The sequence below is a fragment of the Bifidobacterium miconisargentati genome (assembly GCF_019331675.1).
Classification (GTDB): Bacteria; Actinomycetota; Actinomycetes; order Actinomycetales; family Bifidobacteriaceae; genus Bifidobacterium; species Bifidobacterium miconisargentati.
Window position 1 is genome coordinate 61,787 of the sequence record NZ_JAHBBJ010000015.1, and the last position, 15,004, is coordinate 76,790.

Genomic DNA, 15,004 nt, shown 5'->3' on the forward strand with positions numbered 1-15,004 from the left:
GGCCGCCCCACAAGTGGGCGGCCCCTATAACAGGGCTAGCCTATCATGAACGGGGGTGTGATGCAAAACGATATTCAGACTTTGAACCGATTGTTTGGGGAGGCGCGGTTCAAGGTGTATCTGGATTACGCCAAGGATTCCATGGAGGAGGGGTGCGGCGAAAGTGAGTTGTTGCCGCTTGCGCTAGAACTGTATCGGTGGAATATTCGGATGTCCACTCTAGTGATGGGATACGTTGCCTATATTGAGGTATTCGTACGAAATTCCATTGATGAGTGTCTTTGTGCATGGATAAGTGAACAGCCTCCCGCGCCGGTATCTGATTGGATTGATGTTAATCGTTCCCTGCCGTTGAATCGAATACGTCGTCTACTGAATGGCGATGGCCGCGATTATCTCGAAGAGGCTCGCAACGCTGCTTTGCGTAAGCAGCAGCTATGGAAGTCCGACCAGTCTCATCCGCGGCATAACGACAGAATCAATAGGAACGACGTATTCGCACAGCTAACGTTTGGAGCGTGGGATGGCCTGCTGAGACGGGCGGATAAGGATGCCGAGCTGGCGCAGGTGCTTTTGAGCGCATTCCCCAACGTGGAATCAGCTTGGGCATTGGAAGAACAACGAATGCGCAACGCCCGATTACCTGGGAGTGAAGCGGATGATCGCGGTAGCCGGCTTCGTCGAGAGCTTGCAGACAGGTTGAAAAGCATACGCAATGTGCGAAATCGTGCTGGGCACGAGGAAAATTTGCTGCGTGTTGAATTCCCGAAGGTCCGCAGGGACATGCTTTTTGTGCTGGGATCGTTGGGAACGGATTGCATCCAACTTGCACTACCGGATTTGGCTGAACCTTTGAAGCATGCTGACCCTCGGCGGATTGTTCAGGAATATAGCGGCGTAAAAAATCGAAAGGAATTTGAGTAGTGGATTTCGAGAAGGAATTGAAGGTCACGGAGACGAACATCCCGGGTTTGCTGGTGTTCGATCTGCCGGTGCATGGTGATAATCGTGGCTGGTTCAAGGAGAACTGGCAGCGTCGGAAGATGATGGCGTTGGGGTTGCCGGATTTCGGTCCGGTGCAGAACAACATCTCGTTCAACGCGACGAAGGGCGTGACGCGCGGCATCCATGCGGAGCCGTGGGACAAGTACATCTCGATCGCGGCGGGTGAGATCTTCGGCGCGTGGGTGGATTTGCGTCCGGGCGACTCGTTCGGCCAGGTGTTTACGACCCGTTTGGACCCGTCGAAGGCTATTTACGTGCCGCGTGGCGTGGGCAACAGCTTCCAGGCTTTGCAGGATGGGACGGTGTACACGTATCTGGTGAACGCGCACTGGAGCCTGGAGCAGAAGAAGACGTACACGTTCGTGAACCTCGCGGACCCGGAGCTTGACATCCACTGGCCGATCCCGCTGGAGCAGTCCGAACGCAGCGAGGCCGACCTGCACCACCCGATGCTCAGGGATGCGCGGCCGATGAGTCCGAAGCGCACGCTGGTGACGGGCTGCAACGGCCAGTTGGGCCACGCGATCCGCGCCTATGCGGAGGCGCATGGTCTGGAGGGGTTCGAGTATACGGATATCGACGAGTTCGACTTCTCCGACCCGGCCGCGTATGACCGGTATGACTGGAGCCTGTATGGGACGATCATCAACGCGGGCGCCTACACGGCCGTCGACAGGGCCGAAACCAGTGAGGGCCGTCCCATCGCGTGGAAGGCCAACGCGCAGGGCCCGGCCCTCCTGGCCAGGGTGGCGCGGGAGCATCACATCACGCTGGTGCATGTGAGTTCGGATTACGTGTTCGACGGCACCGTGGAGGAGCACACGGAGGCTGAGGCGTTCGCCCCGTTGGGCGTGTACGGCCAGACCAAGGCCGCGGGTGATATCGCGGTGTCGAACGCGCCGGAGCATTACATTCTCCGCAGTAGCTGGGTGATCGGCGAGGGCCATAACTTCGTCAAGACCATGATGATGCTCTCGAACCGTGTCGCCGACCCGGACGACCAGTTGGATCAGGTGACGGTGGTGGACGACCAGTATGGGCGTCTCACGTTCACCCGTGACATGGCGGAGGCGATCTTCCACCTGCTCGACAGCCACGCGCCGTATGGCACGTACAACCTGACCGGCTCCGGAGCCGTCAAGTCGTGGGCGGATATCGCGGCCGCCGTGTTCGAGCAGACGAACGGCAATGGCGACAAGGTCAGGCCCATTTCGACGGCCGAGTATTTCGCGAACGCGAAGAACCCGGTGTCCCCGCGCCCCACACATTCCGCGCTGGACCTGACCAAGATCAGCCAGGCCGGCTACACACCCGCCAACTGGGAAGAAACACTCAAAACATACGTCAGCCGGGAACTGGCTAAGTAAAGGCGTCCCATCTGGCTCTGACCATCACTCGCTGTCATCAATCCGTATGAATCGAAAGGAACCCATATGAAGGGCATCATTCTGGCTGGCGGTTCGGGTACCAGATTGTACCCATTGACCACGGTTACTTCGAAACAGTTGCTTCCCGTCTATGACAAACCGATGATCTACTACCCGCTCAGCGTGCTCATGCTGGCCGGTATCCGGGACATCCTCATCATTTCGACGCCCAAAGATCTGCCGAACTTCGAGCGCCTCCTCGGCGATGGTTCGCATTATGGCGTGAACTTCTCGTACAAGGTGCAGCCGAGCCCGGACGGCCTGGCGCAGGCGTTCCTGCTGGGCGAAGAGTTCATCGATGGCGAACCATGTGCGCTGGTTCTTGGCGACAATATCTTCTACGGCAACGGTCTGGGCACCACCTTGCGTAAAGCGGTCGCCAAGGCCGAAGGCGGTGAAGGAGCCAGTGTGTTCGGTTATTACGTGGATGACCCGGAGCGTTACGGCGTGGTCGAGTTCGATGAGAACAAGAAGGCCGTTTCCATCGAGGAGAAGCCGGCGATACCGAAGTCACATTACGCGGTGACTGGCCTGTACTTCTACGATGAGCGTGTGGTGGACTTCGCCAAGCAGGTTCGGCCCTCGGCACGTGGCGAGTTGGAAATCACCGATCTGAATCAGATGTATCTCAATGCTGGCGCGCTGAATGTGCGCACGCTTGGTCGTGGCTATGCCTGGCTGGACACGGGAACCATGGACTCCCTGTATGAGGCTGGTGAGTTTGTACGCACCGTGCAGCGTGCGCAGGGTCTGCCCATCGCGGTCGTGGAGGAAATCGCGTTCGAGAACGGCTGGATCACCCGCGACGAGCTGGTGGAGTCAGCCGAACGTTACGGTAAGTCGCCCTATGGTCAGCATCTGATGGACGTAGCGGAAGGCCGGGTCGTGCTCATTCCCAATCATTACTGAGATCACTGCTGACGATTATTGCGATACGAACCTGAGAGGCAGGCCATAATTTCACCGGCCTGCCGCTCAGGCTTTTGGTTCGCTGCTGCGGCTGTCCCCTAGGAGGCAATGACGCACGAATGGGGCATCAGCAGCGCGATGGGCTTCTTCGTTCATCCGGGGCAATGCGGCTGGTTTATGATGTTCGTCGGGATGATGTATCTAGCGGAGTACATGCAAATTCAGCGGAGAAAAACACTGTTGTATGCCATCGCGATGATGGTGTGCGCGGTTCTTTCCATGAAGGTGAAAGTGGTCATCACCCTTTTAAGAAGGGTTGTGATTTTAGGAGAAGGCATGGCATCCATAACCTTTTATATTGGAGACTTTTCGCATACTAGTGGTACAGAATACGTGACTACTCAGATTGCTGCGTATTTGGTGCAGCAGGGATATGTCGTCACAGTACTAAGCCACAATGAAGAAGGGATTACTTCTTTTTCTTGTGATGAAGATATACAGGTTATGAGTCTGCGTATGGAACGTCATATAATGGTTTTATCGGTAGAAAAACTATGCTGTATGTAGCATTGCAATCATATTTAAGTGGCGCATGGGTATGATGTACTTATTGCCGTGGATTGTGCTACTTGCCATGTATATGCTTTCTTTGAAACAGCTATTTCCTCATACCCAGATTCATATCATGGGAACACTTTAATTTCTATGTCAATAATGGTGTTAAGAATCGCGATTGTGCACGGGTAATGTCCGGTAGGCATGCGGATATTATCGTGCCGCTTACACGGGCAGATAAAGAAGCGTAAGAGGCTCAGAATTGGGGGCTGCCAATCATTTCATATGATTGCGTTACGGGACCAGCTGAAGTGGCTATCGATGGACGTAACGGGTATTTGGTCGTCATGGATGACTCCGAGTTATTTTCGAAGCGATTGGATGCTGTTATGTCTGATGGTGCTTTGCTCACTGGGCTATCGCGAAACGCTTGGATAGACCGTGAATGTTTCGCGATGGCTCGAATAGGTGAGCGGTGGGATTGTTTGATTGATAAACTTAACTAATTTTTCGATTAGTGTATTTCGTATAACAATAATACTCCGCAGTATTAACATGTAGGTGGGAATGCGGTCAATAGTATCTGTCATGCTTTTTTAAAGCGACTATGAGTTAATTTTGCGATTGGAGTATTATTGAATAATATATCTGTTGTTGGATTGATTTTATCGGCTGCATGTGATAAATCGGCATAAAGGTGTGATGCGGTGAAACCATACTGATTCAGATATTGGCCAAAATTTGCGTCCAGTTTCTCATCGCAATTAATAGTTATTCGATACAGAAAACGTAATGAATCTTGCATGGACTCCATAGAATACATGTTCCTCCACATAAGGAAAGTGCCAGATTGCGCTACAAGCCGCTTATTGTATGGAAGCGTGATTATAGGGATTGGTAGATTTGTGGTATCCGTATTAATTCCCGAGAACAGGGATTCTAAATATTTGGTATGATTATTGATGGATGTAGTTGGGATTATATTCGGAACGGTCTTGGCTTCTATAATAAAACTGCTGAAATAATGAATTGTGTATGCGAGAGCATCGAAAACATAAATAACTGCAGAATCTCCTCTAATTGGATAATCTGTGGCAAAAGAAAGTGCGACTAGAGGATTTGTGGTGAAATCAAGCAGTCTAGTCTTTAAGCCATAGTGCTGTCCTAGTGCTAGCCAATCAATCTTGCTTGCATTATATGGCATTGTATTGTCGGATAATAGAAGTGCATTTTCTTTGAATTGTTCTATATATTCAAAATCGTTTGGAAGAAAGGAAAGATAATCGCTTATATGTTGCGTGTTAATGTTGTTGGCTTTCCTAAGTAATGAAGGTATTAATTCATATTTAATTGAGCTATGCCCTCGAAACCAGATACTATTTCTGTGCGTTTCTATTTTATTGTCGGGATAATTTATTGAGTGTTGTCTGTTGAAGTTGGCTATTTCTTTTTTGCATAGTTCGTTTAGTTTTTCACTTGCTGAATCAATTGCTGTTAAAAATTGAATGAAATTATCTACATGTGTAGTCTTTATATTATTTTCGTTGGTCCATGTAATATCTTTAATGTTCATTTTTTCCCTTACTTGATGTAACAAATTTCTGCGGGGGATGATATCCTGGGATATGAGCAAGCATGTACAGGGGGTCTATTCACTCAGAGCATCAAGAGCGGGATAGACATTTTCGGCAAAGCCGGGCAGTCCGGACTGCTGCAACATGTGCGCGTATTCTTCTGGTGTCTGTGGATAGTCCTTGTAACTGAGCAGTGCGGTGTAGCAAACCCTTGCCACTCGGCCTGGGTCAAGGTCGAACACATCAAGTAGGAATTCGTCGGGATGCTTGATTTCAATGTCCAACGGTTTGGTGGATGATTCCGGGAAATCTTTGAGGTTGAATGTTACCAGAGTCTGTGCGGGGGAATGATCCGCTGCTGCGAGGACGTGTCGATCTTTCTCGTCGCATGTCATGTTCTTTATGAGGCTCTCATAGCCGACTACTGTCGCATCCGGGAATGCCGTGGTCATGGCATGGATGCGACGGGCTGCTCGCGTATCTCCGACTCGCAGTGCCAGGTTTCGTTCGAGCTCCATGAGTACGTCTTGAGACCAGTAAGGTGTGAAGAAGCGTTCTTCGGCGAGCCGGAGGATTGCATCATTGACGATTTCGCCATAGAGGGTGCATGTATCGAAAAATACTGGGAAGCTCATGACAATCGTTCTTTCGGAGTGAATTCGATTCCTTGTCAGGAGACCAAGGGGTTGTCGATGGTGGCTTTCGGATTTTCGTCTGCGGCGATATCCACGAATGTGCGTAGATTGTCTTGGTGTCGAGATTCCGCATACTCCTGCAAATCAGCCAACAACACACGGCGATGACGGCCCACCTTCTTGAATGGGATTTTCCCTCGCTCCAAAAGCTTCACCAGAGTGGGGCGTGATATACCGAGGAAATCCGCGGCGTCCTGCGTAGTGAGCTGTGTATCATACGGGGCGACGAACACGGCTTTGCCGCGTGAAAGTTGGTCGGCCACTTTGAGCAGAACATCCGCAAGCTCTGGTGTAAGTGGGCGGGCTGGTGCCCCGGCGACTTTGAGTGTAGCCACGGGGAAATCGTCCTGGGAGGATAGTTCGTCAAACTGTTGATCTACGGTCTTTTGGGCTTCTTCTGACAATCGGCCGGATAGAGCTTCCTTGATGTCTATGAGCTGTCTGCGATCATCCGCATTTGGCAAGTATGTTGCGGAATCTTTGGAAATGCTGTGTGTTCCCATGCGATGCTCCTATGTGCTTTTTGAATACCTGCGCTGGATGTGTAGATAAATACAGTATGGCAGATAAACGAAATATTCGCAAAGTTGTGTGTGGCTTCGTGGTTAGTGCGTATCGAAAAGTGATTTTGATGCAAGTCTGCATGGAAGTGTCGTTATGATATGTCGGTTGTGGCGTTGCCTTGGGGTCTCGATTTTGAAATGACGACGGGATTGCAATGCCTGCGATTTGCCGTGCTCCATACGAACAGCGGAATGGCGGCGAAAGCGTAGCCCTCGAACTGGAGATAGAGGTAGGCGAGCAGGACGAGCCAGCAGATGGTGAGCTTGGTCCATGGGCGGGGCGTAGTACCTGGCGCTGCGGTGATGCGACTGTCGGATCGATCGTTGGCGGTCGTGCTGGGGGAGTGGCGGACGGAAACGGGAGTGGCTGTGCTGGATGGGGGCGCCGAACCGCGTGTGACGAATCGCAGCGTGACGGTCAGGAATGCGATGAACCCGATCAGTCCGAATTCGGTGATGAAGCTGGTGTAGGCGCTCATGGTCCAGGCGGTGTTCGGGGTGATGCTTGCGTACCAGTTGGTCGCCGCGCGCGGGTCAGTGCCCAGCAGCGTCAGCATGCGTGCGGCGGTGGCCGACCCTTCGTGCATGGCGTCGGCGATATTGCCGGCGCCGAAACCGGTCAGTGTGGTCCATGGGTGTTCCATGATGCCGCCCAGCGGGCCCAGCGACTGGTAGATGCGGCCGAAGAAGGAGCTGTCGCCGGTGATGCCGTGCGTCATGATGGATTGCAGGCGCGGTACCGCAACGCAGCACACGGCCCCGGCTGTGGCCATCCCGCCCAGCAGTAATGTTCCTTTCCGTCGCTGTGCAGCATCGCTCCAGCGGAACTCGACGATGATGACTATGATCAGTGCCACCAACGAATCCAGTACGATTCTGACGCCGCTGCCCATCAGCACACTGCCTGCGGCGAATACCACGATGAGGTGCTTGAGGCGTTTGGCATATACGGAATCGTGTGGCCGCATCAGCCAGAACAGCGGCAACAGCACGCCGAACAGATGCATGCCGATGTAGCTCGGTTCGGCGAACAGGAATTGCGGACGTGCGTGGGCGCCCGCCCAATGCGCGCCGGTCTCCACATACGAACGGGCCATCAGGTGACTGAAATAGCTCTGTATGTTGGTCAGGCCGATGCGAATCGCCAGCCACTGCGCCACGCCCACGGCAAATGCGAACCAGTAAGTGGCGATGATGATGCGTATCGACTCCTGCCAGCTCAGATGCTTGCGATCAAACGCGATATACAACGCGACTATTGACATCGGCACCGCAATCACCCCGGATAGCGACATAAGCACTGCGTTCGCGTGGGATCCGAACACGATCCAACCCGGAATGGAAAGGGCGAACAGTGCGATTGGCAGTGCCATGAGCGGGGCATGACTGCGGGCGGATTGCCACAGCAGCCTCGGATTTAGCACACAATAGGCCACCAAAAGCCACGGGCTGATCGGCGTCCAAAACGGCTGATAGAACCCGATGACCGTGCCATCAACTGGTAACGCGACCAACGCCAGCGCAAACAGATAATCCGAGCGGTCTCGTGGCGTGAACAAACGTGGCGGCAGGAGGGGAGCGGTCATCATGTCATACGTCTTCCGGATTAGTTGAACCATTCAGAGCTTGGTGCATTAGGGGAGGCAAAGAGGTTGGCAGGAGGGTATGGTTGGAAACAAAGGCGCTAGGGGATAAGGACGGTTTGAGCATAGCGGAATCTAAAACAATCTCAAGCAGTCTAAAGTGGATGCGGGACGATTTGGGAGTTAAGTCATGCGTTAAGAATGATGCGACACGCAAGGATTTGGCTATGATTTGCGTTTTGCGGAAGACTGTGTATGATATGTGACTTGTGCGCAAGAGCAATCTTGTGTGCGGATATTCCTGCGTAGCTCAGTTGGCAGAGCATCCGACTGTTAATCGGACGGTCACTGGTTCAAGCCCAGTCGCAGGAGCTTCATTCCAGCTGGGTGACTGGTTGGATTGATAATTGAATATTCCTGCGTAGCTCAGTTGGCAGAGCATCCGACTGTTAATCGGACGGTCACTGGTTCAAGCCCAGTCGCAGGAGCTTCACAGAAAAGCCCCGGATTGCTCCGGGGCTTTTTCGTTTGTTTCGCGCTGTACTGCTTTTCGGGCGACTGTTACCGCCGATTTCCTGAGGAGTCGGCGGTAACAGCGAGCACGTCGTCAGGCGGCCTTCTTGCGGCCGCGGCGCTTCATGGTGCCGGCGGTGGCGTTGGCGACGTCGAAGATCACGGTCTTGCTCTCGGCGTAGGCGGCACCGTTCACGGACTGGTAGGCCACCTCGCCCTCCGGGGCCGCGCCCACGGGCAGGTATGCCTTCACGGCCTCGACCAGCACCGGCTCCTTCACGCTCACGGAGGCGGCGCCGGCCTTGGCGAACTTGACGGCGTTATCGGCCTTTTCGGCGGCCGGGGTCACGGCGATCTGCCTGGTCTTCTCGTTGATGAGCACCTTGACGTAGGCGGGGGAGCCAAGCACCTCCACGGTCGCCTTGTTGAAACGGATGGCGGAATCGGTGACCGTCATCACCGTCTTGCCCACCGGCTTGACCAGCTGGACCTCTTCAAAACCCTGCAGCAGAGAAGCCATGATTTGCTCCTTATTTGTCGAAGTTATTTGCGTACGTTATTGATTGTATTGGCGGGTGGGATATGTGACAAATAAATGGTCTTTAGTTGCTTTATTTGCAGCATCTTTTATGGACTACCCTTCAGTCACCTTCGGTGACAGCTCCCCTGACAAGGGGAGCCAAGGTGAGGGTTATTGATTATAAGAAGTTTGATTTACTCACCGATTGTATGGAATATGGTGTCGATGCCGTGCTTGATTTCGGCGTACACCTGCTCGAATACCTCGCGTGATTGGCGGTGGGGGTCCACGGTTTCATTCGCGGCGGGCAGGAACGGGCGGATCATGGACATGGAATCCATCACCTCGCGCAGTTTGGCTTCAAGGGAGTCACCAGGAATCGGGCCCTGATTGCCTAGATACGCGCACGCATTGACGAAATCATCGAAGAGGAACGTCTTGCGCACGGCGGCGGGATTCTGCCCCAGCAGTTCGGAGATTTGCGCGCGTTCGAAACATAGGATGAGATCGGCGGCGCGACTGATTTCCGTACTGATCGGTGTGGAACGGTGCGCGGCGGCGTCAAGGCCGTCGGACGCAAGCATGTCGATGGCCAGAGGGTCGGCGGCGTGCGGCGGATATTGCAGCGTACCGGCGCTGGAAACGGTGATGGCGTCGGCGGTATTTTCGGGGTCGACACCGAATTGAGCCAGACGGAATCGACAATAATATTCGGCCATTACCGAGCGGCATTGATTACCGGTACATACGAAAAGCAGCTGCATATGTTCCTTTCTATCGCACAATGCTGCGAACAAACAAGGCATGAAAAAACCGGGAATCGGAAGTGATTCCCGGTTGAATTATTTACCATTTGAGACTACCCCTCAGTCACCTTCGGTGACAGCTCCCCTGACAAGGGGAGCCAAGAGGGTAGCGCATGGTTGCGCTCAGTGCTGGTTGGCGCTCTTGCGGGCGGCGAACAGGGCGATGCCGGCGGCGGCCAGCATCAGGGCGGCCACGCCGTACGGGGCCACGGAGGCACCCGTGTTGGCGGTGGTGCCGGAGCCGTTCAGCGTGCCGGTCGAACCGTTCTCGCCGTTGCCAGACTGGTCGCCGGTGCCGGTGGCCGGCACGGTGATCTGCGCGGTACGGGAGCCGGTCTGGGCGCCCACGGCGGTCACGGTGATGGTCTGGCCGGCGGTCTGGCCGTCCTTGAAGATGTAACGCAGGTTCAGGGAGCCGTCGGCGGCGGCGGTGAACGTCTTCTGGCCGATCTGCTGCACGTCGGCCACCACGGCGTCGTCCCAGGTCACGGTCACCTGCTCGTTCGGCTGGAATGCGCCGGCCGGGAAGGACACGGTGGCGGTGTTGCCGCTCACGCTCACGGATGCGCCGTAGCTATCGCCGTCCACGGCGAATGCGGTGTTGGCGGCGAAGCTCAGGCCGAGCGCCGCCGCGATGGTGGCCAGAACGGCCAGAATCTTCTTGGTCATGCTTTTCTCCTTATGTGATCCCCGATGCGGTGTACGCAACGCACAATGCCGCCTGTGGAAAGGAGCTATTGGCGAAATATCGGAATCCGCGGGCCGTGGGGCGCACCTGCCGTGCAAGTGCCGCCGAAGCATCCGGCCTGTTCCTGCGTTCGATTTTTCTGTTATGCCGCGTTGAGGGGATTCCCCGTGCAAACGCCCCCTAGTGTACATGCCCCCGTCCGACGAATTTCGGCCGTATGAGGCAACTGAAGGGGGTGTGAAGTGGCGCAAGGCCGACCGGGTCTCTACTGGGTGTTGTTGTACCTCGTGAAAACCTTAGGAATCACTGGGATTCTGGCTACCATTCGGTAAGCGCAAGAGCGGCCGTCCTGCGTCCATATAGCGACACGCCGCTACGGAAATGCCAAAACAAAAAGCCCCGCACGGTGATGCGAGGCTTCCATTGGACTACCCCTCAGTCGGCTTCGCCGACAGCTCGTTCTGCAATTAATGACGAACTCCGTTCGCGGCTTGTTGGCGCGGCTGTCGCCTCGCACATTGCCTACAAACGGCATTGCCGTTTGCTTCGCGGCAATGTCCTGACAAGGGGGAGCCGAGAATAGGGCATGTCAATACTGGCTTAACAAGTCAACAAGGCAAAAAGAAACCCGCACCATGTCGTGCGGGTTTACTGCCGATGAACCGGTGCCGGTTGCCGGCCGATCAGTAGTTGTTGTACGTGATCCAGTGGTTGTAGGCCGCGGTGATGCCGCCGTAGCGCTGGTTGCAGTAGTCGATGAACCACTTGAACTGGGTCTGGTAGTTGGTCTGCCAGTCAGCGCCTGCGGAGGCCATCTTGCTGCCGGGATAGGCCTGCGCCAGACCATACGCGCCGGAAGAGGGGTTCGTGGCGGTGGGGCTCCAGCCAGATTCGTGGCTGATGATGTAGTTCGCCGCGGTGAAGTCCTCCTCGGTGTACCCGTTGGCCAGCAAATAGTCGTGCGCCCAGGACTGAATCTCGCCGGCCGGCGTGGTGGTGCCCAGATCATTGGCGGCCACGGTGATGGAGGAGGAACCGGTGCCCACCAGAATCACCTTGTCCACCGGGGCCTTCTTGACCCAGGAAGCGAACACGTTGGAGGAGACGATCTTGCCGCCCGCGCGCGTGACGAGCGACGTGGTCTCCATGATGCCGTTCTCGCCCTCGGTCTCCACCTTCTCCTGGCCCTTGGGCAGGCTGGAGGTCTCCTTGCGCACTTCGTTGAAGGCGATGGCGGTCTCGTTGGTCTCCACATCGGCGCCGGCACGGTCGATGGTGATGACCGTGGCCTCGGTCACCTTGGTCTTGAGCGACGGGCTCACCGCATCATCCGGTTCGAGTGTGATGTTGCCGGTTTCCAGCACGTCCTTGACGGTGGTCATGTCCTGCTTCTCGCCGAGCACCGTGCGCGAGTCGCCGTTGATCTTGACGGTGACGAACGTGGTGTTCTTGTCCGCGCTGTCGATGGCGCCGCGGGCCGCCGAACGGGAGGCCGCGGAATCGGTGGCCGAGAAGGCGGTGACGTCGGAGAACGACTTCGGTGCGTCGTTCTGATAGAAGTTACGGGAGACCACACCCGCCGCCCCGATGAATCCCACTGCCGCGATCGCCGCAGCGACCTTGGCCCACTGGCGCTTGCTCAGGGATTTCAGCAGGGGGGTATGCCTGACGTGCTTCGACATTGCGCTCCTTGGTCGGATTGCTCCGGTTGGATTTCACACACTGCCTTCCATGATAGGCGGGTGAGTGGATGAACGGCAAGCGGCGATGGTGGATGCGTCCTAGATGTAGTGTCTGCGAAAAACAAAAACCGCCACATATGGTGGCGGTTGGAAAGTTGGGGCACTTGTCCGGCGCTTTCGGGAGGTTTGCGCCGGACAGTGGCGGCTCAGTCCTGCTGAGCGGCGGCGGCCTGGGCCTTGGCGGCCGCGAGGTCGAGGGCTTTGGCCTGGGCGATCAGGTCGTCCAGATCGGCGGCCTGCAGCGCGCCGGCCTGCTGGAAGATGACCTCGCCCTGCTTGGCGATCATCAGCGTGGGCACGGCCTGGATGCCGGCGGCCTGAGCCAGATCCTGGTTGGCGTCGATGTCCACCTTGACGAAAGCGATGTCCGCGTTCTCCGGCTTATCGGACGCGGCCTCGAAAATCGGGCCGAACGCGCGGCACGGACCGCACCACGTGGCCCAGAAGTCAACGAACACGATCTCGTTGTCGGTCACGGTCTTCTCGAAATCGGCTGAGGTGATGGCCTTGGTTGCCATGATGCTTCTCTCCTCTTTATATAGCGGGCACGCGCGGGGCGTGAGGTGAATGGGAACTTCCGTTGTGCTGCGTACCAGCTTTCCAGCACCACCCAACATTTTTGCCCCGAGGCGAACAGGTCGTGGCGTCCGGGGTCGCCGCGCCTTCCGCGATGCGGGGAATATTCGGGATGCCTCCACCGCACATACGACTTTCGCGCGATAATGGGAGGCATGCCAGTCATGAATGATGAAGTGCCCGACGAGGGCGACTACGACGCCGGTCGCAACCGCGGAGAATTCGACAACATCACGCCCGAGGACTTCATCCATGGAGGCGGCTCGGGCCACGGCAACCCGCCGGGATGGCTCGGTCCGGCGGACATCAACAGGGCCCGCCACCAGATGCCCATCGCCTACGTGGAGATCGTGCCGGTGCGCACGGACGATCTGGGCCGCATCGCCCAGGTCGGCTCGCTGCTGCGCGTCTCCGACGACGGTTCCATCGAACGTACGCTGATCACGGGCCGCGTGCTGTTCCACGAGACGTTGCGCGAGGCCATCGCCCGCAACGTGGCCAAGGACCTGGGCGATATCGCCCTGCCGATGCTGCCCGCCTCGCTCCAACCGTTCACCGTGGCCGAATTCTTCCCCACACCGGGACTGAGCGAGTACTACGATCCGCGCCAGCACGCCATCGCGCTGTGCTACGTGGTGCCGATCGCCGGCGACTGCAAGCCGCAGGATGAGACGCTGGATGTGGAGTGGGTGGCACCCAAGAGCGACATGATGGACACGTTCATCGCCCAGATGGTCAACGGCCACGGGCGCATCGTGCGTCAGGCGCTGGCCTGGGCCGGGGTATAGGTGCAAAAGGAGCGACAATGACAATCGAATTGGCCAATCATGTGATCCGCGACGGCGAGGGCGTGCCGGTGGTGCTGATGAACGCCTACCCGGTGGACCACCGCATGTGGGACGTGTGCGCGAAGGCGCTCGCCGACTTCGCCGATCTGGACGACGTGCCGCCGTTCCCCATCTGGGCGCCGGACATGGCCGGTTCCGGGCAATCTCCGGTGCCGAGCGAGGCTGATTCCGGCCCGCGTATGGCCAACGGCGCGTACAGCGAGGCACTGGACCGTCTGGCCGGGGCCTATGTGGACCTGGTGAAGTCCGCTGGATACGACAAGGCCATCTGGGTCGGCCTGTCCATGGGCGGTTACGTGGCGATGGACATCCAGCGCCTGCACCCCGAGGCCGTGGCCGGTCTGGCCCTGTGCGACACGATGGCCGCATCCGACGGCACGGGCGGCGAGGGACGCCTGACCATGGCCAACGCCGCCGAGGAGACCGATTCCGTGGAACCGGTCATGCACTTCGCACGCCCCGCCGAAGGGGATTCCACGGTGAAGCGTTCGCCGGAATTCATCGAGACGATGACCAAATGGATCGGCGAGCAGAGTCCGGCCGGTCTGGCCTGGCGTCAGCGCATGACCTACGGCCGCCCCGAAATGGGGGAGGTGCCGGCCACCATCGCGGTACCCACCGTGGTGGTATCCGGCGAGAACGATCCCACCAGCAATCCGAGCGTGATGAAGCCGCTCGCCGAGAAGATCGCCGGCGCCGAATTCGTGTCCATCCCTGACTGCGGCCACTTCAGCGCCGTGGAGCACCCCGACACCGTGGCCCGCGCACTGCTCTCGCTCGTCAGGCGCGTGCAGGAGCGCTGAGGGGCATCTTTGGCTCCCCTCGCTGAGGGGAGCTGGCGGCGAAGCCGACTGAGGGGAGCAACCGCGTATCTGAACCGCACCCTGATTGTTGGATTGGAGTAATTCTGGTTCGGTGATCGGAGGTGCGGTTTCTCATGTCTGGGGATCGCAGGCGTCGTTACGACGACGGGTTCAGAAGGAACGCGGTGGGGTTGATC

Annotated in this window: 15 protein-coding genes, 2 tRNA genes and 1 pseudogene; 9 read left to right on the plus strand and 9 right to left on the minus strand. The window is 56.8% G+C overall.

The annotated features are described in order from the left end of the window. Positions 1 to 60: 60 nt before the first annotated feature. From KIH81_RS09630 to KIH81_RS12400, 5 genes and pseudogenes are all read left to right on the plus strand, one after another. Positions 61 to 924: an Abi family protein gene (locus KIH81_RS09630; RefSeq protein WP_214305115.1), complete on the plus strand. Its 864-nt coding sequence runs from the start codon at positions 61 to 63 to the stop codon at positions 922 to 924. Next, positions 924 to 2,372: a sugar nucleotide-binding protein gene (locus tag KIH81_RS09635; protein ID WP_214305116.1), complete on the plus strand. Its 1,449-nt coding sequence runs from the start codon at positions 924 to 926 to the stop codon at positions 2,370 to 2,372. Before KIH81_RS09630 ends, KIH81_RS09635 begins: the two co-directional genes overlap by 1 nt. Positions 2,373 to 2,438: 66 nt before the next feature. After that, complete coding sequence (gene rfbA / locus KIH81_RS09640) at positions 2,439 to 3,341, plus strand: glucose-1-phosphate thymidylyltransferase RfbA (protein WP_214305117.1); 903 nt, start codon at positions 2,439 to 2,441, stop codon at positions 3,339 to 3,341. 108 nt (positions 3,342 to 3,449) lie between these two features. Continuing rightward, on the plus strand, positions 3,450 to 3,908 hold the full coding sequence (locus KIH81_RS09645) for a hypothetical protein (RefSeq protein ID WP_214305118.1): 459 nt from the start codon (positions 3,450 to 3,452) through the stop codon (positions 3,906 to 3,908). Positions 3,909 to 4,159: 251 nt separating this feature from the next. Continuing rightward, a pseudogene (locus KIH81_RS12400) lies at positions 4,160 to 4,402 on the plus strand (glycosyltransferase); the annotation flags it as partial. A gap of 80 nt (positions 4,403 to 4,482) precedes the next feature. On the opposite strand, the gene KIH81_RS09655 reads toward KIH81_RS12400, so the two are convergent. The 4 genes from KIH81_RS09655 to KIH81_RS09670 form a co-directional block, all read right to left on the minus strand. Then, complete coding sequence (locus KIH81_RS09655; protein WP_214305119.1) at positions 4,483 to 5,469, minus strand: FRG domain-containing protein; 987 nt, start codon at positions 5,467 to 5,469, stop codon at positions 4,483 to 4,485. A 75-nt stretch (positions 5,470 to 5,544) separates the two neighbouring features. Beyond that, entirely contained in the window at positions 5,545 to 6,105 is a 561-nt protein-coding gene (locus tag KIH81_RS09660; protein ID WP_214305120.1) for a PIN domain-containing protein, read from the minus strand. A gap of 35 nt (positions 6,106 to 6,140) precedes the next feature. Then, positions 6,141 to 6,668, minus strand: a complete 528-nt coding sequence (locus KIH81_RS09665) for a helix-turn-helix domain-containing protein (protein ID WP_214305121.1) — start codon at positions 6,666 to 6,668, stop codon at positions 6,141 to 6,143. 152 nt (positions 6,669 to 6,820) lie between these two features. Next, a complete protein-coding gene (locus KIH81_RS09670) occupies positions 6,821 to 8,317 on the minus strand; it encodes a hypothetical protein (protein WP_214305122.1) in 1,497 nt (498 codons plus the stop codon). A 293-nt stretch (positions 8,318 to 8,610) separates the two neighbouring features. Between KIH81_RS09670 and KIH81_RS09675 the strand changes: the two genes are divergently transcribed. Continuing rightward, positions 8,611 to 8,683 (plus strand) — tRNA-Asn (locus KIH81_RS09675). Positions 8,684 to 8,726: 43 nt separating this feature from the next. Beyond that, positions 8,727 to 8,799, plus strand: a tRNA-Asn gene (locus tag KIH81_RS09680). A 119-nt stretch (positions 8,800 to 8,918) separates the two neighbouring features. Here KIH81_RS09680 and KIH81_RS09685 read toward each other — a convergent pair. The 5 genes from KIH81_RS09685 to trxA all read right to left on the minus strand — a co-directional run bounded on the left by KIH81_RS09685 (position 8,919) and on the right by trxA (position 13,098). Beyond that, positions 8,919 to 9,344: a hypothetical protein gene (locus KIH81_RS09685; RefSeq protein WP_214305123.1), complete on the minus strand. Its 426-nt coding sequence runs from the start codon at positions 9,342 to 9,344 to the stop codon at positions 8,919 to 8,921. Between the two features lie 194 nt (positions 9,345 to 9,538). Continuing rightward, entirely contained in the window at positions 9,539 to 10,150 is a 612-nt protein-coding gene (locus KIH81_RS09690; RefSeq protein WP_338024757.1) for an arsenate reductase/protein-tyrosine-phosphatase family protein, read from the minus strand. A 123-nt stretch (positions 10,151 to 10,273) separates the two neighbouring features. Further along, entirely contained in the window at positions 10,274 to 10,819 is a 546-nt protein-coding gene (locus KIH81_RS09695) for a hypothetical protein (protein ID WP_214305125.1), read from the minus strand. A 702-nt stretch (positions 10,820 to 11,521) separates the two neighbouring features. Further along, positions 11,522 to 12,520, minus strand: coding sequence for an aggregation-promoting factor C-terminal-like domain-containing protein (locus tag KIH81_RS09700; RefSeq protein WP_214305126.1), 999 nt, complete (start codon positions 12,518 to 12,520; stop codon positions 11,522 to 11,524). 206 nt (positions 12,521 to 12,726) lie between these two features. After that, complete coding sequence (gene trxA, locus KIH81_RS09705; protein ID WP_214305127.1) at positions 12,727 to 13,098, minus strand: thioredoxin; 372 nt, start codon at positions 13,096 to 13,098, stop codon at positions 12,727 to 12,729. A gap of 213 nt (positions 13,099 to 13,311) precedes the next feature. Here trxA and KIH81_RS09710 point away from each other — a divergent pair, with 213 nt between their 5' ends. Further along, positions 13,312 to 13,944 carry an NUDIX hydrolase family protein gene (locus tag KIH81_RS09710; protein ID WP_109057899.1) on the plus strand — a complete coding sequence of 211 codons (633 nt, stop codon included), beginning with the start codon at positions 13,312 to 13,314 and terminating at the stop codon, positions 13,942 to 13,944. Positions 13,945 to 13,961: 17 nt separating this feature from the next. Next, the gene (locus tag KIH81_RS09715) at positions 13,962 to 14,807 is read left to right on the plus strand and encodes an alpha/beta fold hydrolase (protein WP_214305128.1); all 846 of its coding nucleotides are present in this window, start codon (positions 13,962 to 13,964) and stop codon (positions 14,805 to 14,807) included. The last annotated feature ends 197 nt before the right edge of the window (positions 14,808 to 15,004 follow it).